Origin of the sequence: Pseudodesulfovibrio sp. (assembly GCF_028692895.1) — a bacterium.
GTDB lineage: Bacteria > Desulfobacterota > Desulfovibrionia > Desulfovibrionales > Desulfovibrionaceae > Pseudodesulfovibrio.
In genome coordinates this window covers 1-22,650 of record NZ_JAQUWN010000028.1, presented here as the reverse complement: position 1 = coordinate 22,650, position 22,650 = coordinate 1, and the positions used below count along the sequence as shown (strand labels likewise).

At 67.2% G+C, this 22,650-nt stretch carries 22 protein-coding genes; 10 read left to right on the top strand and 12 right to left on the bottom strand.

Features of this window, described 5'->3' with window-relative positions; genetic code table 11:
* Window positions 1-7 precede the first annotated feature (7 nt).
* Window positions 8-673, top strand: a complete 666-nt coding sequence (locus PHP91_RS08925) for an ABC transporter ATP-binding protein (protein ID WP_300139705.1) — start codon at window positions 8-10, stop codon at window positions 671-673.
* Between the two features lie 226 nt (window positions 674-899).
* Here PHP91_RS08925 and PHP91_RS08920 read toward each other — a convergent pair whose 3' ends face one another.
* The 4 genes from PHP91_RS08920 to PHP91_RS08905 form a co-directional block, all read right to left on the bottom strand.
* Entirely contained in the window at window positions 900-1,538 is a 639-nt protein-coding gene (locus PHP91_RS08920) for a class I SAM-dependent methyltransferase (protein ID WP_300139703.1), read from the bottom strand.
* 12 nt (window positions 1,539-1,550) lie between these two features.
* Window positions 1,551-2,894 carry a trypsin-like peptidase domain-containing protein gene (locus PHP91_RS08915; RefSeq protein WP_300139701.1) on the bottom strand — a complete coding sequence of 448 codons (1,344 nt, stop codon included), beginning with the start codon at window positions 2,892-2,894 and terminating at the stop codon, window positions 1,551-1,553.
* Window positions 2,895-2,901: 7 nt separating this feature from the next.
* On the bottom strand, window positions 2,902-3,759 hold the full coding sequence (locus PHP91_RS08910) for a zinc metalloprotease HtpX (protein ID WP_300139699.1): 858 nt from the start codon (window positions 3,757-3,759) through the stop codon (window positions 2,902-2,904).
* Between the two features lie 85 nt (window positions 3,760-3,844).
* Window positions 3,845-4,246, bottom strand: coding sequence for an Hsp20/alpha crystallin family protein (locus PHP91_RS08905; protein WP_300139697.1), 402 nt, complete (start codon window positions 4,244-4,246; stop codon window positions 3,845-3,847).
* A gap of 109 nt (window positions 4,247-4,355) precedes the next feature.
* Here PHP91_RS08905 and PHP91_RS08900 point away from each other — a divergent pair, with 109 nt between their 5' ends.
* From PHP91_RS08900 to cydB, 3 genes are all read left to right on the top strand, one after another.
* The gene (locus tag PHP91_RS08900; RefSeq protein WP_300139695.1) at window positions 4,356-5,693 is read left to right on the top strand and encodes an ATP-dependent 6-phosphofructokinase; all 1,338 of its coding nucleotides are present in this window, start codon (window positions 4,356-4,358) and stop codon (window positions 5,691-5,693) included.
* A gap of 108 nt (window positions 5,694-5,801) precedes the next feature.
* On the top strand, window positions 5,802-7,115 hold the full coding sequence (locus PHP91_RS08895; RefSeq protein WP_300139693.1) for a cytochrome ubiquinol oxidase subunit I: 1,314 nt from the start codon (window positions 5,802-5,804) through the stop codon (window positions 7,113-7,115).
* A gap of 31 nt (window positions 7,116-7,146) precedes the next feature.
* The gene (gene cydB / locus PHP91_RS08890; RefSeq protein ID WP_300139691.1) at window positions 7,147-8,196 is read left to right on the top strand and encodes a cytochrome d ubiquinol oxidase subunit II; all 1,050 of its coding nucleotides are present in this window, start codon (window positions 7,147-7,149) and stop codon (window positions 8,194-8,196) included.
* 208 nt (window positions 8,197-8,404) lie between these two features.
* On the opposite strand, the gene PHP91_RS08885 is transcribed toward cydB, so the two are convergent.
* Window positions 8,405-8,575 (bottom strand): transcriptional regulator, encoded by a 171-nt coding sequence (locus PHP91_RS08885; protein ID WP_300139689.1) that lies wholly within the window; start codon window positions 8,573-8,575, stop codon window positions 8,405-8,407.
* Between the two features lie 334 nt (window positions 8,576-8,909).
* Window positions 8,910-10,415, bottom strand: a complete 1,506-nt coding sequence (locus tag PHP91_RS08880; RefSeq protein WP_300139687.1) for a serine hydrolase — start codon at window positions 10,413-10,415, stop codon at window positions 8,910-8,912.
* Window positions 10,416-10,541: 126 nt separating this feature from the next.
* On the opposite strand from PHP91_RS08880, the gene PHP91_RS08875 reads away from it, so the two are divergent.
* Window positions 10,542-11,948: a lytic transglycosylase F gene (locus PHP91_RS08875; RefSeq protein ID WP_300139685.1), complete on the top strand. Its 1,407-nt coding sequence runs from the start codon at window positions 10,542-10,544 to the stop codon at window positions 11,946-11,948.
* A 297-nt stretch (window positions 11,949-12,245) separates the two neighbouring features.
* Here PHP91_RS08875 and PHP91_RS08870 read toward each other — a convergent pair whose 3' ends face one another.
* Window positions 12,246-12,506: an RNA-binding protein gene (locus tag PHP91_RS08870; RefSeq protein WP_300139683.1), complete on the bottom strand. Its 261-nt coding sequence runs from the start codon at window positions 12,504-12,506 to the stop codon at window positions 12,246-12,248.
* 345 nt (window positions 12,507-12,851) lie between these two features.
* On the opposite strand from PHP91_RS08870, the gene PHP91_RS08865 reads away from it, so the two are divergent.
* The 3 genes from PHP91_RS08865 to PHP91_RS08855 are packed head-to-tail and all read left to right on the top strand — an operon-like array spanning window position 12,852 to window position 14,666.
* On the top strand, window positions 12,852-13,133 hold the full coding sequence (locus PHP91_RS08865) for a hypothetical protein (RefSeq protein ID WP_300139681.1): 282 nt from the start codon (window positions 12,852-12,854) through the stop codon (window positions 13,131-13,133).
* 10 nt (window positions 13,134-13,143) lie between these two features.
* Window positions 13,144-13,989 carry a deoxyribonuclease IV gene (locus PHP91_RS08860; protein ID WP_300139679.1) on the top strand — a complete coding sequence of 282 codons (846 nt, stop codon included), beginning with the start codon at window positions 13,144-13,146 and terminating at the stop codon, window positions 13,987-13,989.
* A gap of 8 nt (window positions 13,990-13,997) precedes the next feature.
* Window positions 13,998-14,666 carry an HAD-IA family hydrolase gene (locus tag PHP91_RS08855; protein WP_300139677.1) on the top strand — a complete coding sequence of 223 codons (669 nt, stop codon included), beginning with the start codon at window positions 13,998-14,000 and terminating at the stop codon, window positions 14,664-14,666.
* Between the two features lie 642 nt (window positions 14,667-15,308).
* Here PHP91_RS08855 and PHP91_RS08850 read toward each other — a convergent pair.
* Window positions 15,309-16,463, bottom strand: coding sequence for a geranylgeranyl reductase family protein (locus PHP91_RS08850; RefSeq protein WP_300139675.1), 1,155 nt, complete (start codon window positions 16,461-16,463; stop codon window positions 15,309-15,311).
* A gap of 157 nt (window positions 16,464-16,620) precedes the next feature.
* Between PHP91_RS08850 and PHP91_RS08845 the strand changes: the two genes are divergently transcribed.
* Window positions 16,621-17,106, top strand: a complete 486-nt coding sequence (locus PHP91_RS08845) for a hypothetical protein (protein ID WP_300139673.1) — start codon at window positions 16,621-16,623, stop codon at window positions 17,104-17,106.
* 31 nt (window positions 17,107-17,137) lie between these two features.
* On the opposite strand, the gene PHP91_RS08840 is transcribed toward PHP91_RS08845, so the two are convergent.
* Genes PHP91_RS08840 through PHP91_RS08825 form a run of 4 tightly spaced genes read right to left on the bottom strand, consistent with a single transcriptional unit; the run spans window position 17,138 to window position 20,734 of the window.
* Window positions 17,138-18,301: a glycosyltransferase gene (locus tag PHP91_RS08840; RefSeq protein ID WP_300139671.1), complete on the bottom strand. Its 1,164-nt coding sequence runs from the start codon at window positions 18,299-18,301 to the stop codon at window positions 17,138-17,140.
* Window positions 18,301-18,894, bottom strand: coding sequence for a histidine phosphatase family protein (locus tag PHP91_RS08835; RefSeq protein ID WP_300139669.1), 594 nt, complete (start codon window positions 18,892-18,894; stop codon window positions 18,301-18,303). Before PHP91_RS08835 ends, PHP91_RS08840 begins: the two co-directional genes overlap by 1 nt.
* On the bottom strand, window positions 18,891-20,003 hold the full coding sequence (locus tag PHP91_RS08830; RefSeq protein WP_300139667.1) for a glycosyltransferase family 4 protein: 1,113 nt from the start codon (window positions 20,001-20,003) through the stop codon (window positions 18,891-18,893). The genes PHP91_RS08835 and PHP91_RS08830 overlap by 4 nt, the downstream gene beginning before the upstream one ends.
* A gap of 8 nt (window positions 20,004-20,011) precedes the next feature.
* A complete protein-coding gene (locus PHP91_RS08825) occupies window positions 20,012-20,734 on the bottom strand; it encodes an RNA methyltransferase (protein ID WP_366141555.1) in 723 nt (240 codons plus the stop codon).
* A 249-nt stretch (window positions 20,735-20,983) separates the two neighbouring features.
* Here PHP91_RS08825 and PHP91_RS08820 point away from each other — a divergent pair, with 249 nt between their 5' ends.
* Window positions 20,984-22,594: a LysM peptidoglycan-binding domain-containing protein gene (locus PHP91_RS08820; RefSeq protein ID WP_300139663.1), complete on the top strand. Its 1,611-nt coding sequence runs from the start codon at window positions 20,984-20,986 to the stop codon at window positions 22,592-22,594.
* Window positions 22,595-22,650 lie beyond the last annotated feature (56 nt).

Genomic DNA, 22,650 nt, shown 5'->3' with positions numbered 1-22,650 from the left:
GGCGCCCATGCTTGAAGCCAGAAACATCCGCAAGACCTTCCACTCCGAGGGCGGCGAGACGCCCGCCCTGCGCGACGTCGGCCTGACCGTCCGGCCCGGCGAGTTCGTGGCCATCGTCGGCCGCTCGGGCTCGGGCAAGACCACCTTGCTCAACGTCCTCTCCACCCTGCTGGCGCCCGACGCGGGCGAGCTCCTCTACCACGGCGAGGACGTCACGGCCTTTTCCCCGGCCCGGCTCAACAGCCTGCGGCGCAAGGACTTCTCCGTGGTCTTCCAGTTCCACTACCTCCTGCCCTACCTCTCCGCGCGCGAGAACGTGCTCCTGCCCTACCTGCGCGGCCTGGGCCGGGTCACCCCGGCCGTGCGCGAGCGGGCGGACGCCTGCCTGGCCCGCGTCGGCCTGGCGGACAAGGGAAACATGCTGCCAGGCCACCTCTCGGGCGGCGAGCAGCAGCGCGTGGCCATCGCCCGCGCCCTGGCCAAGGAGACGGCCGTGCTCTTCGCCGACGAGCCCACCGGCAACCTGGATCGGGCCACGGGCGAATCGGTCATGGAGCTGCTCTCCGGGCTGGGCGGCGACGGGTTGGCCGTGGTCATGGTCACCCACGACGACGGCTTCGCCGCCCGGGCCGACCGCGTGGTCCGCATGGCCGACGGCGCGGTGGTCGGCTGACCCGCCCCGCCCCCGGCCGCAACAAACGCTCAGGCCCCCGAGCGCCCACGATGCGCGGGGGCCTGTTTCTTTCGACCACCTCGCCGCCTACAACGGATACCGCGGACTATCCCAAAATGGTGAGATGCCAGGCGCAAAAAAAGTTCAAGCCCGAAGCGTACTCCCCGTACGCGAGGGTTTGAACTTTTTGCAGCAACGACGCAGATCGCCGTTTTTGAACAGTTCGCTATTCGGGCATACGCAGCAGGGCGAAAAAGGCATTGGACTCGTGGCCGTGCATGGTCTGGAAGACCCGCTCCTCGAAGGCGAGGGTCTCGAAGTCCGAGAACAGGGCCTGCATGTGGTTGACGTCGTGGTGGCGCAGCACGCCGCCGTCCGGAACGTCGAAGATGCCGTAGATGCCGTACTTCTCCTGCCCGATCTTGTAGCGGTCCAGGTTGTAGCGGTCGCGGTTGAGCAGGAAGTCGGTGACGTAGAGCAGGCCGCCGGGCTTGAGCACGCGCCTGAGCTCCAGCAGGACCTCGGCCTGGGACGGGGTCTCGGGCAGGCAGGTCAGCACGGCCAGCATGACGGCGGCGTCGAAGCTGCCGTCCTCAAAGGGCAGCCTGCCGCCGGGCCAGGACAGAATTTCCAGGCTCGGGTTCTCGGCCCGGCCGCGCTCCACAAGGGTTTCGGAGAAGTCGATGCCGGTCAGGTTTTCGTACCCTGCGTCGCGCAGTTCGGCCAGGGTCCGGCCGTAGCCGCAACCGAAGTCCAGGATGCGGGCCGAGGCGGGGACATGCCTGGCGAAGAGGTCGAGGGCCAGGGGGGTGGTGAAGGTCTTGGTCGCGCCTTGCTCGGTCCAGTATCTTCGTTGGTCTTCCATTGTTCTTCCTGGTTAGAGGGACAGCCGAACGTAGTAGAGGTTGTTGCCCCGCTGCACGCGCATGATGACCGTGTTCTGCATCCGGTTGCGCAGAAAGGCGTTGATGAGGTCGGAGCTGCCGCCCACGACCCGGTTGCCTATCTGGTGGATGATGTCGCCGTTGCGCAGCCCGAGCTTGTCGGCCGGGCTGCCGGGCGTAATCCGGGTCACGAGGGCGCCCCGGCCGCCGTTGTCGCCCAGGCCGAAGCCCCAGCGCGAGAGGACCAGGGCCTGGGCCGAGGCGGCGTCCAGGACCTTGGGCTCCAGGGAGACGGTGAACCGCTTGCCGTCGCGCAGCACGGCCAGGGTCGCCTTTTCGGCCCGGGTGATGTTGAAGAGGCGGCTCATGTAGTCGTTCTTGTCCTGGATGGCCTGGCCGTTGAATCCGAGGACGACGTCGCCGGGCCGCAGCCCGGCGGCCCGGGCCGGGGTGTCGGCCATGACCTCGGCCACGAGCATGCCCTTGAGGTTCTTGAGCCGGAAATAGTGGGCCGTGGGCTGATCGATGTCCTGGCCAAAAAGGCCGAGCCAGATGGGCGCGACGTGGCCGGTGTGGATCAACTCGTCGATGACGTGCTTGGCCTTGTTGATGGGGATGGCGAAGCCGATGCCCTCGGCCTGGGCCCGGATGGCGGTATTGATGCCGATGAGCTCGCCGTGGATGTTGAGCAGCGGCCCGCCGGAGTTGCCGGGGTTGATGGCCGCGTCGGTCTGGATGAAGGAGCCGAAGGAGCCCTGGTTGGTTTTCATGGGCCGGTTCAGGGCCGAGATGACGCCGGTGGTGACCGTGTTGGAGTAGCCGAAGGGGTTGCCGATGGCGATGGCCGTCTCACCGATGTAGATGTCGTCCGAGTCGCCCATGGCCATCTCGGGCAGCTTCTCCTTGACGCCGCGCAGCCTCAGCACGGCCAGGTCGAAGTCCGGGTCCGAGCCCACCAGGTCGGCCTTGAACTCCCGGCCGTCCTTGAGGCGCACGGCGATGGTGGCGGAGCCGGAGATGACGTGGGAGTTGGTCAGGACCAGGGCCTTTTCGCCGTCGATGATGACGCCCGATCCCAGGCTCTGGGCCTGGTACTGGCGCTGGCCGTAGAACTCCTTGAAGAACTGGTCGAAGAACGTGTCGCCGAAGGGCGCGCGGCCGCCTCCCTGGGCCTGCTTGAGCACGGTGATGTTGACCACCGAGGGGGAGACGGCCTCCACGGCCCGGACCACCGGACTGCGCCGGTCGTCGTCCGGGTTGGCGACGCGGGCGGCCGCCGGGAGGGGAAGGGAAAGGAGCAGGGCCAGGACGAGAAGGTGCGGAAGAATGCGTTGCATGGGGCTCTTAGCTGTTGGTTCGGGGCATGGCCCGCAGCCGGGCGATGCGCTCCTCCACCGGCGGATGGGTGGAGAAGAGCGAAACCGGGCCACGGCCACGGAACGGGCTGACGATGAACAGGTTCTCGGTGGCCGGGCTGCCCTGCATGGGAACCCGCCCGGCGGCGGCCTCCAGCTTGCCGAGGGCCCCGGCCAGCGGCAGGGGGTCGCCCGCCAGGCGCGCGCCCGTGGCGTCGGCCAGGAACTCGCGCGAGCGGGAGATGGCCATCTGGATCAGGGTGGCGGCCACCGGGGCCAGGAAGGCCATGGCCAGGGCGGCCAGCGGGTTGCCGCCTCCCTCCTCGTCACGCGAGCCGCCGATGCCGAAGATGGCCGACCACTGGAGCATGTTGGCGATGAAGACGATGGCCCCGGCCAGGACCGCGGCCACGGTCTGGATCAGGATGTCGCGGTTGACGATGTGGCCGAGTTCGTGGCCCAGCACGCCCCGAAGTTCATCGGGGTCGAGGATGGAGACGATGCCGCGCGTCACCGCGACCACGGCGTTCTCGGGGTTGCGGCCGGTGGCGAAGGCGTTGGGCGCGTCCTGGGGGATGAGCACGATGCGCGGCTTGGGGATGCCCGCGCGGGCTGCCATTTCCTCCACCACGCGGTGGATGTGCGGGGCGTCGCCGGGCGAAAGCTCGCGGGCGCGATACATGCGCAGGACCAGCTTGTCGGAATACCAATAGCTGCCCACGTTCATGACCATGGCCAGCCCGAAAGCGAGGAAGAGCCCGGCCCTGCCGCCGAAAAGGCCGCCCAGGAGCATAAGCAGCCCGGTGAGCAGGCCGAGAAGAAACACGGTTTTCAACTGACTTGTCATGAAGTCGTCCTCCGAACCGAGTAGATAGGAATTCGGCTCGGGACGTCAAGGCGGAAATGGCTATCGCACAAGGGAGGAGGCGGAATCAGCCCACCGGGATGGAGCGACGGCGCGGCGCGGCCTTCTTCAGGGTGATGGTCAGCAGCCCGTCCTTGAGGGTGGCGGCGATCTCCTCGGCACGCACGCCGGAGCCCAGGGTGAAGGCGCGGGCAAAGGGGCCGGACGGCCGCTCCACCACGTGGTGGCGGACCGGTCCGCGCTGTTTTTCCTCGGGCTTGTGGCCGAAGACAATCAACTGGTTTCCTTTGAGTTCCACGGTCACGTCGGCTAGGGTCATGCCGGGCAGCTCCACCAGAAGGATGAAGCCGTCCTCGGATTCCAGGACGTCGGCCGTGGGCTGCCAGAGGATGGCCGGACGGTTCAGACGACCCGCCGTGTCGTCGAAATCGGCCGCGTCCATCCAGGAGACTCGGTTGTACTTTCCCATTGCTTTCTCCGTAACGCGGTGAAAAAACGCATTTATAATTTGCCCCAGGCTACGATTCCATATAACAATGCGGACAATATCTCAACAGGATCAAGCGGCGAGGACGACCATGAAAGCGTACGAAACCATCGAGGTCCCCAAGGACGCGGCCATTTCGGCCGTGGGCGAGGCCAAGATCACCAACCCCATCCGGTTCGGGCGTTTCGTCGAGGACGACGAGGACGTGCTGGTCCACATCTCGCGCAAGCGGGTGGAAAAGGGCGGGCGGAAGAAGGAGCCGGCCCGAATCTTCTTCGAGGCGGCCGGGCCGAGGCGGAAGATCTACTTCGACCCGAGCAAGACCAAGTGCGCCGTAGTCACCTGCGGCGGGCTCTGCCCCGGGCTGAACGACGTCATCCGGGCCATCGTCATGACCTGCCACCACGAGTACCGGGTCCCCTCGGTCCTGGGCATCCGCTACGGCCTGGCCGGGTTCGTGCCCGAACTGGGGTACGACGTCATCGAGCTGACCCCGGACTTCGTCAGCCGCATCCACGAGTTCGGCGGCACGGTGCTCGGCTCCTCGCGCGGGCCGCAGGACCCGGAGGTCATCGTGGACGCCCTGGAGCGGATGAACGTCTCCATCCTGTTCATGATCGGCGGCGACGGCACCATGCGCGCGGCCAGCAAGGTGGTGGCCGAGGTTGCCCGGCGCAAGCTGTCCATCGCCATCGTCGGCCTGCCCAAGACCATCGACAACGACATCAATTTCGCCTCGCCCTCCTTCGGGTTCGACACCTCGGTGGAGACCGCGGCCATGGCCATCAAGGGGGCCCACGTGGAGGCCACGGGCGCGCCCTGGGGCATCGGCCTGGTCAAGGTCATGGGGCGCGACGCCGGGTTCATCGCGGCCCAGTCCGCCCTGTCCTGCCAGGAGGTCAACTTCGTGCTCATCCCGGAGGTGGACTTCGACATAGGGGGCGAGAAAGGGTTCCTGGCCGCCCTGGACCACCGCATGAAGCGGCGCGGCAACGCCGTCATCGTGGTGGCCGAGGGTGCGGGCCAGAGCCTGCTGGAGGCCACCGGCAACAAGGACGCCTCGGGCAATACGCGCCTCAGCGACATCGCAGCCCTGCTCAAGCAGGAGATCCTGGCCCACTACCGGGCCCAGGGCGTCGACCCCGCGCTCAAGTACATCGACCCGAGCTACATCATCCGCTCGGTCCCGGCCAACGCCAACGACCGCATCTACTGCTCCTTTCTGGGCATCAACGCCGTGCACGCGGGCATGTCCGGGCGCACGGGCATGGTCATCTCGCGCTGGAACGGACGGTACGTGCACATCCCCATGGAGCTGGTCACCAGGGGCAAGAAGCGGATCGACCCCAGCTCCAACTATTGGCGCGCCGTGCTGGAATCCACTGGCCAGCCGCCGGACATGAAAAACGACGATTCGGTTACATCATAATAATAATTATTCTTGAAATTCTTCAACGACGGGCGTAGGTTGACCGAACACTGGCCTATTCAAGGATTGTTTACAAGTTATTCAAGACATATCCACAAGGGGGTTTGTATGGATGTGCTCATGCTTTCGCGGCTGCAATTCGCAGCGGCCACCATGTTCCATTTCATCTTCGTCCCGCTGACGCTCGGGTTGTCCGTCCTCGTCGCCTGGATGGAAACCCGGTTCGTGCAAACCGGGGATGAAACGTATCTGAAGATGGCGAAATTCTGGGGGAAAATCTTCCTGGTCAACTTCGCCGTGGGAGTGGTGACCGGCATCACGCTGGAGTTCCAGTTCGGCACCAACTGGTCGAGATACTCGGCCTTTGTTGGCGACATCTTCGGCTCGCTGCTGGCCATCGAAGCCACTGCGGCGTTCTTCCTGGAATCCACCTTCATCGGCGTGTGGCACTTCGGCTGGGACAAGCTCTCGCCCAAGGCTCACGCCATCACCGCCTGGCTCGTGGCCGGCGCCTCCAACCTTTCGGCGATCTGGATTCTCATCGCCAACGGGTTCATGCAGGACCCCACCGGGTTCACCCTGCGCAACGGCCGGGCCGAACTGACGGACTTCGTGGCGGTCATCACCAACAAGTTCGCCTGGCTGGAGTTTTTCCACATCGTGCCGGGCGCGCTGTGTCTGGCCGCCTTCCTGATCATGGGCGTGTCCGCCTGGCACCTGCTGCGCAAATCCAATGAGGGCTTCTTCAAGAAGTCCTTCGCCCTGGGGGCCACCGTGGCCCTGATCTTCTCCATCTTCACCGCCGTGGAAGGACACCTGCACGGCAACCACATGTCCCTGGTCCAGCCCGCCAAGCTGGCGGCCATGGAATCCCACTGGGACACCGGCACCAACGTGCCCATCTACCTGCTCGCCTGGCCCGGCAAGGACGGCAACGTCGTCCAGGCCCTGCCCGTGCCCGGCGCGCTGAGCTTTCTGGCCTACAACGACTTCAACGCCGAGGTGAAGGGCCTGAACGACTTCCCCGAGGCGGACCGTCCGCCCGTGGCCATCACCTTCGTCTCCTTCCGGCTCATGGTCGGCATCGGCACCTTGATGCCGCTGCTCGCCCTGTTCGGCTGGGTCATGCGCAACAAGCTGGAGAACTATCCGCTCTACCTCAAGGCGATGATATTCGCGATCCCGCTGCCCTACATCGCCATGCAGGCGGGCTGGGTCCTGGCCGAGGTCGGCCGCCAGCCCTGGATCGTCTACGGCCTGATGCGCACGTCCGATGCGGTTTCCCCCGTGTCCTCCGGCGCGGTGGGCTTCACCCTGGTTCTGATGTGCGTGCTCTACGCCCTGCTGGGCGCGGCGGGCATCTGGCTGATGGTCCGTCTGGCCAAGAAGGGCCCCGAGGACAACAGCCCCATCGAAGTCTAACCTGCGTGAGCGAATTGAAAGGAGAAAATCTATGGTTACGTTGATGGAAACCGGTTCGCTTCACTTCTATCTGGCGACGATCTGGTTTGTACTCTGGGGTGTGCTGTGGGCCGTCTACTTCATGCTGGACGGCTTTGACCTCGGCGCGGGCTCGCTCATGCCGGTGCTGGCCAAAAACGAGGCCGACCGCCGGGCCATCCTCAACGCCACGGGTCCCTTCTGGGACGGCAACGAGGTCTGGCTCATCGCGGCGGGCGGCGTCACCTTCGCGGCCTTCCCCTATGCCTACGCCCAGATGTTCAGCGGCCTTTACATGGCCCTGATGCTGCTGCTCTTCGCGCTCATCGTGCGCGGCGTGTCCTTCGAGTTCCGGTCCAAGGTCGCCAGCGAGACCTGGCGCAAGGTCTGGGACTGGTGCCACATCCTGGGCTCGTTCCTGCCCGCCCTGCTGCTGGGCGTGGCCTTCGGCAACATCTTCCAGGGCATCCCGCTCGACGAGACCGGGTTCAGCCAGGCCGGGCTCTTCGGCCTGCTCAACCCCTACGGCCTGGCGGGCGGCGTCCTGTTCGTGGTCATCTTCCTGATGCACGGCGCGCTGTGGCTGACCATCCGCACCACGGGCGACCTCAAGGCGAGGGCCGAGTCCATGGCCACCCGGATCTGGCCCGTCCTGGTGGTGCTGACGGTCCTCTTCCTGGCCTACACGGCCGTGGCCACCCAACTGTTCAGCAACTACTTCCTCTACCCGGTCCTGTTCGTCATCCTGCTCCTGCCCGTAGGCGGGCTGGTCCTGATGCGCACCTACCTGGGAGCCAAGAAGTACTGGATGGCCTGGGCCTCGTCCTGCGTCTACATCGTGGGCACGGCGCTGTTCGGCGTGGTCGGCATCTTCCCGGCCATCATCCCGTCCAACCCGAACCCTGGCAACAGCCTGACCATCATGAACTCCTCCTCCAGCGTCCTGACCCTGGAGATCATGCTCGTGGTGGCCCTGATCTTCGTGCCCACGGTCATCGCCTACCAGTTCTGGGTCTACAAGAAGTTCGCCACGCCCATGGCCGAGACGGACATCCACTACTAGACCGCAAGAACCTCAGCAAAAGCGCGAGCGCCCGGCCGAAAGGACGGGCGCTCCTTTTTTTGCCAGGTCATGCGGCCGGGAGGCCGGGCCGGGATGGACCTATCCCGCCCCGGGAAAGGGTGAAGCCCGGTCTCGGGGGCGTGAGACCGGGCTTCGGGGGTTGCAGAGGTTGAAGGAGGAGTGAGGTTGTTATGCTCTCGTCAATTTTCTAGGCGGGTTCGTAAAAGCACCGCTTGGGCGAGATGATCCGGCCTTCTTCGCGCAGGTCCTTGATGGCCTTGGACACCTCTTTGGCGTCCGCACCCAGGGCCTTGGCGACGTCGCCGGGGCGAACCGGCTTTCCCGCATCCAGCATGGCTTTGTATACCTGGTCTTTCATGTCGTCGTCCTTTGCCGAAGTGAGAGTGTGTTGTTAATAAGAACTATTCCTAAAATAGCTTTCGTTGTCAACCACTTTTTCGGTTTATTATCTTTCCTTCATTCGGCCCGTTAATCCCCAGGGGCTGCGAGCCCGCCTCACGGCGTGGCGACGCGAGACAGCAGCCTGCCGCCCAGCCAAGGCGGGAACGGCACGACTCAGGGACGGCCGCTGCGGGCGAATCGGGCGGCCGACGCACCAGGGACGGGCTACCGTACGGGCGAAAACAGGGCGCGGGGCGGGGGAACGCCTCCCCCGCCCCGCGAAAAGGGTTCTGGGACGGACCAGTCCGTGTTTACTGGTAGCGGGTGAACAGGGCGCAGCCGTCGTCGTCGTATTCGCGCAGCAGCACTCCCGTAACCACGCCCTCGCCGTCCACCTGGAAGTCGAAGTGGACCGCCGGGTCTTCGGGCGAGAGCTCGGGCCAGTCGCCCACAAAGGAATGCATGGTCTCGTGCCGGGCCATGACCCGGCACCGGCCGCCCTCGCCGAAGCGGATGGTCAGGCCGTCCTTGTTCTCGCGCACTGTGAGCGGGCCCAGGACCGCGTTGTCGTAGTCGCCCGCGTAGCGGCCCGGAGCCAGGCCGGGCAGGGCCGGTTCGGCCGGGGCCTCGCCCGCCGCGGCGCCCCCGTCCAGGGCCGCTTCCTTGCGGAATTCGGCGATCCAGTCCGCGTCGTCCACGCCCGAAAGCAGGTCGAAGAACTCGAAGCCCACGGCGTCGGCCACCTGGTGGTCGCTCAGGTTGGTCAGGATGACGATCCCGGCGTCCAGGGCCGGGGAAAAGCCGACAAAGGAGCAGATGCCCGAGGTGCCGCCGTTGTGCCAGATCACGTCGGTCTTGCGCATCTCGGTGCGCATCCAGCCCTGGCAGTAGGCCCCGTGCTGCTCGCCCATCATGATCGGGGTGCGCGGCTCGCGCATGTAGTCGGCCGATTCCTCGCTGAAGATGCGGACTCCGCCCGCCTGGCCGCGCCCGAGCTGGAGGGCGATCCACCGGGCCATGTCGTTGGCCGTGGAGTTCAGCCCGCCCGCCGCCCCGGCCACGTAGGGCCAGGTGTAGAGGATGGAGTCGTGCCGGATGGGCACGGCCTTGCCGCCCACCAGCCGGTGCAGCTCCGAACCGTCGGCGGCCTTGGCCAGCCCGTCGGCGTCCGCCGAGGAGCGGGTCATGCCCAGGGGGGCGAGGATGCGCTCTTGCATGAGCGTCTCCCAGCTCTTGCCGGTCAGCTCCTCCTCCACCCGGCCCGCCATCATGAACAGGTTGTTCACGTAGGAGAACTTGTCGCGGAAGGAATAGACCGGGGGAATGTCGCGCAGGGCGCGCAGGACGTGGTCCCGGTCATAGCCGATGAAAAGCTGGAGGTCGCCCGCGTAGGGCGGCAGCCCGCTGTGCTGGGCGAAGAGGTCGTGGACCAGGAACTCGCGCGTGACCCAGGGGTCGTACAGAGCGAAGGGGGGATAGAGGTCCGAGACCGGGTCGTCCCAGTCCGTGTCGTCGGTGTCCACCAGGGTGGCCATGATGGCCACGGTAAAGGCCTTGGTGGTGGAGCCCACCTGAAAGACCGTGTCCGGCGTCACCGGCAGGTCCGCCCCGGCCCGGCGCGTGCCGAACCCCTTGGCCCAGACCGTCCGGCCGCCCCGGACCACGGCGATGGCCATGCCCGGCACATGCGCCTCGCGCATATTCTGCTCCGCATTGGGGGCGAGCCGCGCGATCACCTCGTCCAGCCGGTCGGCCCGCGCCGAGGCGGGCAGAAGCAGGCAGCACAGGACCAGGACCGAAAACCACCGTCTTGTCATGAAAACCTCCGGGAAACGTTTGCAGCAACATAGCCTCTTCTTCCCAGGCATCTCAAGGGGAAACCACGGGTTGCCTCGGCCCCCCGGCCTGGGCTAACCTGCGGGAAAACGTTCACCGGAGGGTTTATGCCGCGTCCACGACACCTAACCTTCGTCCTGCTCCTGCTCCTGCTGACCCTGCCGCGCCCGGCGGCGGCCGACAACCTGGCCCGCGTCATCACGCCCTGGAAGGGCGACCTGCCCAAGCTCTACGAGGAGCACCGCGCCATCCGCGTCCTGGTCAGCTACAACCGGACCAACTTCTTCCTGGAAAAGGGCGCCATGCGCGGCATGGAGTACGACCTGATGAACGCCTACAAGGAGTATCTGGGCAAGACGAGCAACGGACCGGTGCGCATGGTCTTCGTGGCGACGCCCTTCGACGAGCTGCTCCCCGCCCTGTTGCGCGGCGAGGGCGACATCGCGGCCGCCGGGCTGACCGTCACCCCGGAGCGCTCCCGGCAGGTGGCCTTCTCCGCCCCCTACCGCACCGGCGTGGACGAGATCGTGGTCGGCTCGCCAAGGTCGCGGCCCGTAAACGAGCTCGCGGACCTGTCCGGCCGGACGGTCTACGTCATGCGCGGGGCGAGCTACGCGGATCATCTGCGCGAGGTCAACGCAAAGCTGAAGAGGAGCGGCAAAAAGCCGGTCAAGATCCTGGAGGCGGACCCGCACCTGGTCACCGAGGACCTGCTGGAGATGGCCAACGCGGGCATGATCGAATACGCGGCCGCCGACTCGCACCTGGCGTCCATCTGGGGCCGTGCCCTGCCCGACCTGCGCCCCTACGCGGACGCGCCCCTGCACGCGGGCGGCTCCCTGGCCTGGGCCGTGCGGCCGGGGGCCAAGGCGCTGCGGCGGAGCCTGGACGACTTCGTGGCCACGGCGCGCCAGGGCACGCTCCTGGGCAACATGGTCTACAAGCGCTACTTCGTCAACGAGACCTGGGTGAAGAACCCGCACGACCCGACGGCGCGCCAGGCCCTGGCCAACATGGCCGACGTGTTCATCAAGTACGCCGACCTCTACGACTTCGACTGGCTCAAGCTGGCGGCAGTGGGTTTCCAGGAATCGCGGCTGGACATGCGCTGCAAAAGCTCGGCGGGAGCGCTGGGCGTCATGCAGGTCCGGCCCGCCACGGCGGCCGATCCCAACGTGGACGTGCCGGACATCACCAGCCTGGACGGCAACATCCACGCCGGGACCAAGTACCTGCGCTTCCTGCGCGACAATTATTTCCAGGACGTGGAGGAAGACGCCAAGGTCGATTTCGCCCTGGCGGCCTACAACGCGGGCCCGGCGCGGGTTCAGCAGCTACGCAAGACGGCCCGGTCCATGGGCCTGGACCCGAACCGCTGGTTCGCCAACGTGGAATGGGCGGCCTACCGCGACATCGGCCGGGAGACGCCCACTTACGTGGCCAACGTCCAGATGTACTACGCGGCCTACAAGTCCATCAGCGAAACCCTGGGCAAGCGCAGCCCGAAACCCTAGCCGACGGTCAAAACGCCGACGCACGGCCAAAGCACCGGATCAGACGCGAAACCATGGCCCACCGCCCATGCCCGACCGAGGCCCGAAGCCCCGGCCCACGCCAGAGACGCTGGCTGACGGGTAAAAACGGCCATCCGCGACTGCGCAACGGATGAGCCCCCGTGCACGAACGGCGCGCGGGGCATGAGCCTCATTTGCGTCTTGCGGCCCGCGCCACCCCGGACAAGCAGGGCGCGACAAAGCCCCCGACCCGGTCAGCGGCCGGGCCGTCGCAAAACGCTGCGCTTTTCGGGGAGGCTAGTACCTCGGCCGGGGAGCGCGGGGCTTGGCTTCGTTCACCTTGAGGGTGCGTCCCGCCAAGGGGCTGCCGTCGAGGGCCTCGATGGCGGCCAGGGCGTCCGCATCCTCCATTTCCACGAAGGCGAAGCCGCGGAAACGGCCGGTCTCGCGATCATTGACGAACTTCAGGGACTGCACCGCGCCGTATTCGGAAAAAAGATTCCGCAGATCGTCCTCGGACGCGCTGAACGGGATGTTGCCAACGTAAATGCTCTTCATTGCGACCAACACTCCAAACTACCTGTTCGCGGAGCTGCCGGGCCTGGCGCCGCCGGAGCACGTTTCCGGCGGGCCCGGTGCCGGGTTATCCGCACGTTACCCACAAGGCCGTCCCCGGCGTCCGCAACGACGCCGTGTGTGACGACTCAATTTTGCCGTTACGTCATCGGCAACGCATGGTCAACCAAATTCAGCGGTTAGATGGCCGCTTCAATGCATTTGGCACATTTTCGGCCGGTAAAACCCGGGTTGCCGGGGCGCAAACCCGGTCTTGCCCTTTGTGCATTACCTATGTAAGGGAGTGGCCTGCCGCCCAGCGCGGACTACATAGAGAAGGAGCAATCAATGGCATCCAACGTGGACGAAATCACCATCAATTATTCCGAAGACAACCAGCTCATCGTCAAGGAGCTGGACAAGGTCGTGCTCTCCAAGGGCGCCTGGACCACCATCCTCTTCCGCTACCAGGAGCTCAACCGCGCCTCGGGCGACTACGGCCCGGAGAAGTACTCCATCCGCCGCTACCAGAAGGTTGACGGCACCTACCGGCCCAAGTCCAAGTTCAACATCTCCAGCCAGTCCCAGGCCCAGAAGATCGTGGAGGCCCTCTCCTCCTGGATCGGCTAGCGCTCCTTCCATGTTCCTGGGCGCGCATATGTCCATCGCCGGAGGCCTGCACATGGCCTTCGAGCGCATCCGGGCCGTGGACGGCACCGCGCTCCAGATCTTCACGCGCAACCAGCGGCAGTGGAAGGTCCCGGCGCTGACCGGCTACGACGCCGAACTCTTCGCCATGGCCTGGCGCCAGTGGGGCGACTATCCGGTGGCCGCCCACGACTCCTACCTCATCAACCTCGCCTCGCCCGAACCCGAACTCTCCCGCCGCTCCCTGGCGGCCTTCGCCTCGGAGCTCTCCCGCGTGGAGACCCTGGGCATCCCCTTCCTGGTCACCCACCCCGGCTCCCACCTCGGAGAGGGCGTGGACGCGGGCATCCGCCGCTACGTGGCCAACCTGGACCGGGCCATCGCCGAATCCGACGCGAAAAGGGCCATGGTCCTGCTCGAGACCACGGCGGGCCAGGGGACCAACCTGGGCTCCACCTTCGAGGAGCTAGCCCGGATCATCGAGGGCTCGGCCCACCCGGACCGGCTCGGCGTCTGCTTCGACACCTGCCACGCCTTCGCCGCCGGCTACGACATCCGCACGGCCGAGGCCTATGCCGCCACCTTCGAGGCCTTCGACCGGACCATCGGCCTGGACCGGCTGCGCTTCTTCCACGTCAACGACACCAAGAACGAACTCGGCTCGCGCAAGGACCGGCACGAGCACATCGGCCAGGGCATGATCGGCCTGGACGGCTTCCGCAACCTGATGCGCGACCCGCGCTTCGCCGACGTGCCCAAGACCCTGGAGACGCCCAAGGACGCGGACCTGAAGGACGACGTCCGCAACCTCGGCCTCCTGCGTGAGCTGGCCGCCTAGGAGGCCCCATGCCCGGACTGGACGCGGTCATCTTCGATTTCGACGGCACCCTGGCCGACGTGCCCCTGGACTTCGCGCTGATGAAGACCAAGATCGCGGCCCTGGGCGAGGTCTTCCTGGGCGAGCGGCCCACGCCGGGCGAGACCCCGGCCCTGGAATGGCTGGCCGAGCTGGTGGACCGGGTCATGGCCGTGGACGAGGCCGAGGGCAAGGAGTTCCGCACGCGCGGGCGGCTGGTCATCGCGGCCATGGAGCTGGACGCGGCCCGCACCGGCCGCCTCTTCGATTTCACCCGCCCGTCCCTGACCCTGCTGCGCCAGCACGGCGTGGCCACCGGGATCATCACCCGCAACATCTCGGCCGCCGTGCGCGCCGTGTTCCCGGACGTGGACGGGCTCGTCGACGTACTCATCCCGCGCGAGGAGGCCGCACGGGTCAAGCCGCACCCGGACCACCTGCTCGCCGCGCTCAAGCGCCTGGGCGCGCGGCCCGAGCGCTCGCTCATGGTCGGCGACCACCCCATGGACGTGCAAACCGGCCTGAACGCTGGCTCCCTGACCGCCGGAGTGACCACCGGCCGAATGACTGCGGCCGCCTTCGCCCCCCTCAACCCGACCTACGTGGTCCCGGACGTGGGCGAGCTCATGGCCCGCCTCCAGGCCGACGGCCGACTCTAGCCGGGCCGGGACCGGGCCGCCGCAGAACCGCCGAAGCCCTCCCCAAACCGCAGCCGACCCGCCACCCCGGTCCTTAGCATCCTCGCCACGCCCGACCGCCGGGCCACCCTGGCTTCCAGCACCCGCCCCCCCTGCCTTTGCCCGCCTCCCAAGTCCGCCAATCGTTTGTATGTACAAGCAACCTTTCCCCCTTCGATACCAGAAGTGAGAACCGCATTGCCCGGTCCCGCGCACAACCGCTGGCATGCAACTGACCTTGTCGATCGACCAAAGAGGATGACACTTGTATGTACAAGCAACTTTTTTTTGAGAGTGACATTTTGGATTGCATGACGAATTCCCGATGCTGGGGAGACCAACAGAAGGAACGGCAGAGAGCCGGCAGAAGGCCCGAGGGGACGCCTCCACGAGACGGTCAACCGTCGCTACGGCCGAGATAAAACGATAGTTGTATGTACAAGCAACGTTCTTGGGGCCACTTTGCCGCTTGGCGGATGAACGACGGGGCTGCTGGCGGGATGGACGGGGCGCGCCGCCATGGACTGCGCAACCGCCGGAGTTCACGAAGGGAACAACTCCGGGGGAGGGCCCTCTCCCCGCATAAGGCAGCGAGACACTCCGTCCCGCCGGGCAGTCGCGCGGCTATCCCTCCAGGAAATCCCAGCGTTTTCTGCGCAGCCAGGCGTAGGAGCGCATGCCGTGGACCATCTCGGCCAGGGGACGAGCCGCCGCGTTGACGAAGAATCCGAGCGAGCCCGGCCCCGTGTGGCGCATGGCCCGGAAGATCAGCCAGCGCAGTCGGTCGGAAGCGCGCAGCTCGGGCAGGATCTGTCGGTGCAGCCGCCGCAGGTAGACCGGGCCGGGATCGCCCCGCCGGGCCAGACCGTGGGCCACGGCCTCCCCCGCGTACCAGCCCGAGCACAGGGAAAAAAAGATGCCTTCGCCAAAAAGCGGCTCCACCAGCCCGGCCGCGTCCCCGGCCAGCAGCGCCCGCCCCTCGACCGGCTCCTCCAGATAGTTGCCGTAAGGCAGCGGGTGCCCCCGGAACGGCCGGACCGCCGCCGGATCGACCCCGAGAAATTCGAGATATTCTTTAAACATGGCGGAAAAATTGATTTTTTCCCGCCTGAGGCCGCAGATACCCGCCACCACGGCCTCGCCGTGGGGGAATACCCAGCCGTAGCCCGCGTCCAGGAATCCGACATACAGCTCCGGGCACGCCACGGGCCGGAACTCCGCCGCAGGCAGCGCGATCTCCAGGGCCGGGGCCATGAGCCGCCGCATCCGCTCCCGGTCCACCCCGGCGAAGGCCTTGCGCACGACCGAGTTGGCCCCGTCGGCCCCGATGATCCAGTCGCCCGCCCATGTCCTGCCGTCAACGGCCATAACGACACCTTTTTCAGTGTCTACGCTTGCCGCTTCGACTCCCTGGATGACGCTGGCGCCTTCTGCCTCGGCTTTTCGTAGCAGATGGTTGTCGAATGCCGCGCGGTCCACGAAGTGGAAGGGGAACGGCAGCGCCCCCTCGGCCAGGGGCTTGTCGAAGGTGCGAATGACGTAGCGGTCCGAGCGGTGGATGACGGCCCCGGCGCGGGCCAGGCAGTCCACGGTCTCGCCCAGGGCCGTTTCCAACAGGCGGACGGTCTTCCAGGTCAGCAGGCCGCCGCAGAGCTTGGGGCGCGGGAACCGCGCCCGGTCGAGCACGGCCACGGCATGGCCGCGCCGGGCCAGGGCCAGGGCGGCCGCCGACCCCGCAGGGCCGCCGCCGCAGATAATGGCGTCGTATCGCTGTGTCATGTGGTCTTCCCGGTCGACTTGCATACACGCTCGGCCCCGGTCAGCGCAAGGGGCGACCCCGCCCGGCCCGGCGTTCACGCGGGGCCGCCAACCTTTGCCAATCGCGCGAATCTGGGATAGGGGCAAATCATCGCCGCGAAACGACCAAGGAGCCCCCATGAAGTCCCGCCATCATCGCGACCGCGCCAAGGAGCGGGCGCGCAACATCTTCCTCGTCATCCTGGCCGTGGGCCTGGTGGTCATCTTCTTCAACCTGGACGTCATGCGCAAGGGCGAGTCCGTGTTCAGCAAGAACGCGGACCGCAAGCTGCGCTTCGCCGGGCAACTGGCCCGCAAATCCTACGCCGCGCCGGAGATCGACCGGCTCCTCGCCTTCATCCGACGGTACGACAAGGACATCGAGTCCCTGACCGTCCGCGCCTCCACCCAGGACGCCTACGGCAAGATCGACCGCGACACGTCCATCCTCTTCGAGCTGCAGATGGTCATGGCCGACGGCGCGACCATCGACACGCCGGTGCGCCGCTCACCGCGCGGCCAGCTCGTCTCCGCCATCCTGGAAAAGCTGAACAAGGACATGAAGGCCTATCTTTCGCTGAAAAAGCGGGGCAAGGACGTGGACACCCTCCTCAACGTCATGTGACGCGGGCTTCCTTCCGGGCCGACGCGCCGGGTCAGCCGGCCGCCAGCGCCTCCAGAGCACGGGCGCTGTTCCGCCCGCCGTCCAGGTCCACGCCGTGGTCGGCCACGGGCCGCTCCAGGGCTTCGGCCATGCGTCGGGCCAGCCGCTCCGACGCGAGGTCGGCCGGGTCGAGGACGCCCAGCGCCCCCCGCCGCTCCATCCGCTCGGCCCGCATGCGCTGCTCCCGGTTCTGGGCAAAGGGCAGGACCAGGCCGTAGGTGTGGGCGGCCAGCAGGTTCATGGTCGTGTTGTAGCCCGCCAGGGAGAGGGACAGGGCCGCCGCGTCCAGGTAGGCCGGGAAGCGGGAGGTGAAGCGGCGCAGCCTGATCCAGGGGTCATCCCCGGCCAGCTCGGCCAGGCGCGAAAATTCGTCGTCCGGGCAATAGGGTCCGGCAAAGGCGGCCAGCCGGTGCGGGTAGCGGTCCCGGACCAGGGGCGAGGCCGCGAGCGCGCCCGCAATGAGCTCGCCGCCAACTCCGCCGCCGCCCGCGCTGGCCACCACCAGCCGCTCGCCGGGGGCCAGGCCCAGCTCCCGCGCCAGGGCCGCGCCCGCGCCGGGTTCCGGGCCGCGCGCCACGTAGCCGGTGTAGCGCACCGGGATGCGGACGCCCGCCGCGCCGGGGTATGTCTCCTCCAGCCGGACCACGGCCGGGTCCGCGTGGCAGAGCACGGCGTCGAACCACTCGTTGAGCACCGGATTGACCCGCCCGGCGTATTTGACCGGGTCGTCCTTCTCCACCAGGATGTCCCGCACCGAGCAGACGGACTTGCACCGCCCCCACCGCCCCTCGCGCACCCCGCGCAGGATGGGCAGCAGCTCGAAGCGGAACTTGCGGCGGCCGAAGGGATAGAGCTCCACCAGGAAAACGTCGGGCCGCCAGCGGTCCATGATCGCCTCGAAGCGCTCCAGCCGCCGAGCCAGAACCTCGTCCACGTCCCGTGCGCCGGGCTCCAGGGGGATGAAGGCCTTGAAGTCCGGGCTCATCATCAGGCCGGGCAACTGCTCGCGGACCACGTTGGCGGGCGGGTCGAACTCCACCCCGCCCCCGCCGGTGACCAGGACGACCTCGTGCGGGGCCAGGCAACGGGCGATCTCCAGGCTGCGGAAGACGTGGCCCACGCCCAGGACGTGCTGGCAGTAGAAGACGACGCGCATCAGAGCTCCGGGCCGCTGCCCCCCAGGGCCAGCTCGCCGTCCAGGCACTCGATGCGGTGCAGCCGGTAGCCCTGCGGCAGCGGCGGGTCGTTCGGCAGGAATTCCAGGCCGGACAGGGCGGCAAGCAGCGCCTTGAGCACCCCGTTGTGTGTGACCACCAGGACCCGGCCGTGCGGGTGCTCGGCCGCAAAGTCCATGAGCGCGTCGCAGGCCCGGCACAGGACCTCCTCGCGGCTTTCGCCTCCCGGCGGGCGGAAGTCGAAGCCCTGCTTCTCCCGGCGGGTCAGCTCCTTGCCCAGTTTCTTGAGTTCGGGCTTGACCAGGCCGGTCCACTCGCCCCAGTCCTGCTCGGCCAGCCGGGGGTCGCGATGCGTCGGCAGGTCCCGCCCGGCCGTGACCAGGTCCGCCGTCTCCACGGCCCGGACGAGGTCGCTGGTCAGCACGGCGTCGACCTCCAGGTCGGCCAGGGCCTGGGCCCAGGTCCCGGCCAGGGCGCGGCCCTCGGGGCTCAGTTCGGTGTCGGTGCGGCCCTGGATGCGTTTTTCGGCGTTCCAGGCCGTGGGGCCGTGGCGCAGAAGGAAAAAGGTGGTCATTGGCGCCCTCCGGCGACGATGGATTGCATGGTTTCGGCCATGACCCGGTAGTTGGCCTCCAGGTCGTGCCGTTCGACGACGTAGCGCGGGGCCTGGGCAGCCAGCCGGGCCAGCAGGTCCGGGCTCCCGGCCAGCCGGTCCACGGCCTCGGTGAAGGCCGCCGGGTCCGCCGGGCAGATCAGCCCGGAGCGCTCGTGGGCCACGACCTGGGGCGCGCCCTCGTCGTCCGTGGCGACCACGGGCAGGCCGCAGGCCTGGGCCTCCAGGTAGGCCATGCCCACGCTCTCGCGCAGGCCGGGAAAGGCGAAAAGGTCGGCCGCGCTGAAAAATCCGGCCAGCTCGGCCCGGGCCATCCGGCCCAGGAAACGGACCCGGTCCCCGAGCCGCTCGCGGGCCGCGGACTCGGCCTCGGCCCGACAGGGGCCGTCGCCCGCCACCACGAGGCGCAGGTCGCGCCCCCGGCCGACCAGCTCGGCGCAGGTCTCCACGACCCAGCGCAGCCCCTCGACCTTGACCCCCGGCCGCATCATGGCCACCGTGGCCACCACCAGCGCGTCCCCGGCCGCCCACTCGGCGCGCAGCCGGTCGCGGGCCGCCTCGTCGCGCGCAAAGAGCCCGGCGGGGAGGCCGGGCCGGACCAGGGAAAAGCGGTGGGCGGGGAGCAGCTTGGCGCATCCCTCCCCGTCGGCCGCGCGATTCAGGAAAACGTGGTCCGCCCGGAGCATGGCCCGACGGTTGAGCCGGTAGCCGGGCCAGGTGGCCGGCCGCTGGCCGCGCTTTTGCGCATAGCTGGCCTGAAAGATGAAATAGGGGATGCCCAGGCGGCGGGCCCCGCCGGGCCCGAACACGTCCGGGACCTTGTAGTAGCTGCCGTAGGTCAGCCAGCAGTCCGCCCCGCGCGCGGCCCGGACCATGCGGCCCAGGGCCAGGAACGCGCCCGGCCAAAGGCTCGGCCGCTCCCAGATGAGCCGCGCCGGGAAGTGCGGCAGCACGTTCACGGTATGGCCCAGCCCGGCCAGCCCGGCGGCCAGGTCGCGGGCGATGGTCACATCGCCCGAAATCTTGGGATGGTTCAGGGGCTTGAACGGGGTGCACAGGGCTATGTTCACGCGGGCTCCTACCCGGCCAGCCGCCGCGCGAATTCCGCGACGAGCACCGCGCCAGCGTTGGACACGTTCAGGGAGTCGAAATCGCGCAACAGCGGGATGCGCAGGCTTTCGTGGCAGAGCTTGGACACGCCGGGCCGGACGCCCTTCTCCTCGTTGCCGAGGATCAGCACGGCCGGGGTGCGCAGCTCGGCCCGGAAGGCGTCCAGCGCGCCCTCGCAGGCCTGGGCGCAGTACACGGTATAGTCGTAGTTGACGCAGTCCTTGATGGCGGCGGCCAGGTTGCCCGCCTTGGCCACGGGAAGCAGGTTCAGCGCCCCGGCGCTGGCGCGCACCGCACCGGCCCCCAGGTAGGCCCCGTGGTGCTGGCAGACGATGAGTCCGGCCCCGCCCATGGCGTAGACCGTCCGGGCGATGGCGCCCACGTTGCCCGTGTCCTGGACCTGGTCCAGGGCCACGATGAGCGGCAGGGGCGCGGACGGCGCGGACTCCAGCAGAGACTCCAGGGAGACGTAGGACAGGGCGGCGCAGCGTGCGGCCACGCCCTGGTGGTTGCCCCGGTACATGAAGTCCAGCTCCTTGGGCGTCACGGAGCGGAAAGGCACGCCCGCCTTGCGGCACAGCTCCAGGATCTCCTCCATGCCTCCGTCCCGCCGACCCTTGCGAAAGGCCACAAAGTCCACCCGGGAAGGTTCGCTCTCCAGCAATTCCTTCACCGGTTTGTTGCCAACCACGTAGGTTTTCGAATCTTTTTTGTCTCGATCGTTTTCTTGCATTGATGTTTTCGGCCGTTTTCCCCGGCAAATTTTGTTGCACAAGGTTGATTCCCTTGCGCCGACTATGTAGGAGGTTTATCGCGGTATTGCAATTCCCCGCAAGGTGGGATAGCTCTCTGACACCGCTTTTGTTACGTTTAAGATATTTTCTAGACTTCCCACACGTTAACTTATCTGATAATGGGGTTCGGGAAGCCGGAGGAAAATTTGGACATATTCAAATCCCTGCGTCAATTTCTGCCGGTCCTGCTCGCCGTGGGACTGCTCTTCGGTTGCGCCAAAAAGCCCATGGACGCCATGGTCGCCGAATCCTCCGAGGCCGAGGTGCCCACTGACGCCGTGCCCCTGGAGCCCGAGGTCAAGGCCGAGCCCGACGTCAAGGGCGACCAGTTGACCACCACCGAACAGGCGGTCCTGAACTCCCGCTTCGGTCTGCTCTTCGACCTTGAAGCCCACGAGAACCAAGACGTCGAGATCTATTTCAACTACTTCACCCACAAGGCCCGCAAGACCATGGAGCGGTGGCTGGAACGCTCCCAGCCCTACCTGCCCTACGTACGCCGGGTCTTCACCAAGTACGGCCTGCCGCAGGACCTGGTGCTCCTGCCCTTCACGGAGTCCGGCTACAACGTCCGGGCCTATTCCTGGGCCGGTGCGGGCGGCATGTGGCAGTTCATGCGCGGCACGGGCAGCCTCTACGGCCTCAAGTCCGACTGGTGGATCGACGAGCGGCGCGACCCGTTCAAGTCAACGGACGCCGCCGCGCGCCACCTGCGCGACCTCTATGACAAATTCGGGGACTGGTACCTCGCCCTGGCCGCCTACAACGCTGGCGAGGGCAAGATAGCCCGCGCCCTGCAACAGGCCGGGTGCAACGACTTCTTCGAGCTGACCAAAAAGAACACGCAGCTCTCCCGCCGGGCGCGCCTGCGGACCGAAACCAAGCACTACGTGCCCAAGTTCATCGCCATTTCCAAGATCTTCCAGAACCTCGACACCCTGGGCTTTGAGCCGGTCTCCTGGGACATGGGGCTCGAGGTGGTCTCCGTCAAGGTGCCGGGCGGCACGGACCTCCTCGCCCTGGCCCGGTCCGGCGGCATGACCTGGAACGACTTTCACGACCTGAACCCGGCCTTCCGCCGCCAGGTCAGCCCGCCGAACATGGAGGCCACGGCCTACCTGCCCACGGATCGCGCGGACAAGATGATGGCCTACCTGGCCAATCCCGGTTCCCGCCCCTATGCGGGATACGCCCGCCACCGTGTCCGCTCCGGCGAGTCCTGGTGGAGCATCTCCCGCCGCTACGGCGTGCCCGTGGCCGTGCTCAAGAAGGTCAACGACCAGCGCTCCAACACCCTGCACCCCGGCGAGTACGTCATGGTTCCCGGCAACGGGTCCAGCGACTCCGTGCCCGCCGCCGACTTCGCCAAGGCGGGATCGTCGGCCAAGACCAGGGCCATCGCGGCCCAGCGCGGCAACTACGTGGTCCGCGACGGCGATACCCTGTGGAACATCTCCCAGCGCTTCGGGACCACGGTCTCCACCATCAAGAAAGCCAACGGACTGCGCTCGAGCGCCCTCAAGGCCGGCCAGAAACTCTACATCCCGAACAACTCCGACGTGGCCACCAAGCAGGCCGCCAAGGACGCCCAGGCCACCAAGAGCCAGATGGTCCGCTACAAGGTCCGCAGCGGCGACAACCTGACATCCATCGCCCGCAAGTTCGGCGTCTCGGTCCAGGACCTGCAACGCTGGAACGCCCTGAGCTCGCGCAGCACCATCTACGCGGGCCAGCGCCTCAAGGTCTACGTCCAGTAGCCCGCACAGCACCGTCCATTCCGGCCCCGCCCCCGCAAGGGGACGGGGCTTTTCTT